The organism is Kitasatospora sp. NPDC007106 (assembly GCF_040634455.1).
GTDB lineage: Bacteria > Actinomycetota > Actinomycetes > Streptomycetales > Streptomycetaceae > Kitasatospora > Kitasatospora arboriphila.
The window spans coordinates 1-2,366 of the sequence record NZ_JBEYFP010000868.1 but is presented as its reverse complement, the minus strand read 5'-3'; the positions used below and the strand labels follow the sequence as shown (position 1 = coordinate 2,366).

Genomic DNA, 2,366 nt, shown 5'->3' with positions numbered 1-2,366 from the left:
CGCCGGAATCCGCGGATTCCGGCGCCCCACTGCTGTCGGGCACGTCACGGTGCGTCGGCGAACCTCCCCCGAGGACACGGCCGCCGCCCGCCACGCCCCGGACAGGAGGCCGGGGCGAACGTGCGAGGTGGACGATGGAGCGGGCTACTTGGGCGGCTTCTTGCCGGCGACGCCCAGGTAGACCTGGAGGGCCAGGTTGGGCTTGAGGTCCTTCACCTTCACGCCCCACGAGGTGAAGGCCTTCTGGTGCTCCGCCGCGGAGGCGAGCAGGGAGACCAGCGAGCCCGCCACGGCGGCCGGATCGATCGTCTTGTCGGTCTTGCCCTGGTTCGACCGGACGGCCTCGGTGAGCGGGGCGACCACCGAGTTGAGCACCTTCATCCGGATCTTGAAGAACCGTTTGTCCCCCTCGGCAGCACCGAGAGTGACCACTCGAAGAATGGCATCGTTCTTGCGCCAGAAGGCGAGGAAACCGTCCACCAGTTCTTCCGAAGTGGCGGCACCGGTCTTTCCCGCCCAGGACTTTCCTTCGACGAGCTCTTTGAGCCCGCCGCTGTCCTCGGCCATTTCCTCTGCGATCTCGAGGACAGCGCCCTCGACATCCGGGAAGTACTGGTAGAAGGTCGCGGGGGAGGTACCCGCCATACGGGCGACGTCGATGACCTTGACGTCCCGGTAAGGCGACGTGCTGAGCATCTCGCGGAGGCAGTCGAGCAGCTTCTGCCGCGTCTCCTGTCCGCGTCGCCCGGCGACGCGACCGTCGACGGTGCGAACTTGTCCTGTCATGCCGTCAGCTTACCGTGGCACGATCTTGGCGCGATTCGGTGATGCGACAATTAGGCCGCTCGTGGCGGTAATGGAGCGCCCGGACGGATATTCAGCGCTCCTGTTGTAGCCCCCCCGTGCACTGATGACCCCACAGCGTGACGACCGGTCTGCTGAGGGGTGGTCGGATGACAGGCAGTGATCGCCACGGCGGTCGGACCCGGCTCCGCCGGAGGGCCGGCCGGCCCGTGCGCGGTCGCGTCCGGGGCGTGTCCGGGCCCGCCAGGGGCGGCGCCGGGCGCGCGTCCGGAGCGGACGCGGCCCGTCCGGAACGGCCTGCCCCGCGCGGCGCGGGCGGGGGAGATTGGCTCCCGGGGGGTGGGCATTGGAGAATCGGGTGCGCACCCCGGACGGGGGACGGCACAACGGGGAGGTGGCAGCTCAGTGGACCAGCTGACGGCGCACGATCCAAGGCGGATCGGGCCCTTCGAGGTGCTGGGACGGCTCGGCGCGGGCGGGATGGGGCTGGTCTACCTGGCGCGCTCCGCATCGGGCCGGAGGGTCGCCATCAAGACCGTGCGCACCGAGCTGGCCGAGGACGACCTGTTCCGGGTCCGCTTCGCCCGCGAGATCGCCGCCGCCAAGACGGTCGGCGGCTTCTACACCGCCGCCGTGGTCGACGCCGACGCCGACGCCCGGGTGCCCTGGCTCGCCACCGCGTACGTGCCGGCGCCCTCGCTGGAGGACCTGGTCAACCACTGCGGTCCGCTGCCGGTGGACGCGGTGCGCTGGCTGGTCGCCGGCATCGCCGAGGCGCTCCAGTCGATCCACGCCGCCGGCCTCGTCCACCGCGACCTCAAGCCGTCCAACGTGCTGGTGGTCGAGGACGGCCCGCGGGTGATCGACTTCGGCATCGCCGCCGGTGTCTCGCACACCCGGCTGACCATGACCAACGTCGCGGTCGGCACCCCGGCGTACATGTCGCCCGAGCAGGCCCGCGACAGCCGCAGCGTCACCGGCGCCAGCGACGTCTTCTCGCTCGGCTCGCTGCTGGTCTTCTGCGCCACCGGCCACCCCCCGTACCGCGGCGCCAACCCGGTCGAGACGGTGTTCCAGCTGCTGCGCGAGCAGCCTGACCTGTCCGGGCTGCCGATCGAGCTGGCCGACCTCGTCCGGGCCTGCATGCGGCCCGCGCCGGAGCACCGGCCGACGCCCGCGCAGATCCAGGCCGAGCTCGCCCCGCACCTGTTCTCCCGGGACGACGCCCTCGGCGACGCCGGCGACTGGCTGCCGCCCAGCGCGCTGCAGCTGATCGAGCAGAAGCGCGGCCGCCGCTCGCTCGCCCCGCCGGTCGCGCCCCCCGTCGCCCCGCCGCCCGTGCCGCCGGTGCTGCCGCCGCAGCCGTCCGCGCCCCCGGCCGACAGCCGGGGCAACGGCTCGCTCGGCGGCGAGGCCGCCACCGAGCGGATGGCGCCCGGCCGCCGGCCCGCCCGGCAGGAGGAGGTCCGGCTCTCCGGCGGACCCGTCCGGATAGGGCCGGGCCCGCGCGCCGACCAGTCCGTGGCCGGGCAGTCCGCCGCCGCGCCGGCCGCGCCCGCGGC

Annotated in this window: 2 protein-coding genes; one reads left to right on the top strand and one right to left on the bottom strand. The window is 73.2% G+C overall.

The features are described 5' to 3' along the window. Nucleotides 1–144: 144 nt before the first annotated feature. Entirely contained in the window at nt 145–786 is a 642-nt protein-coding gene (locus ABZ641_RS33415) for a TetR family transcriptional regulator (RefSeq protein ID WP_344621391.1), read from the bottom strand. 423 nt (nt 787–1,209) lie between these two features. Between ABZ641_RS33415 and ABZ641_RS33410 the strand changes: the two genes are divergently transcribed. After that, on the top strand, nt 1,210–2,366 hold a 1,157-nt coding region (locus tag ABZ641_RS33410), incomplete at its 3' end, for a serine/threonine-protein kinase (RefSeq protein ID WP_359987990.1).

Coding starts and splice junctions, on each gene's coding strand:
- ABZ641_RS33415 (WP_344621391.1), bottom strand. CDS start 786: ATGACAGGACAAGTTCGCACCGTCGACGGTCGCGTCGCCGGGCGACGC.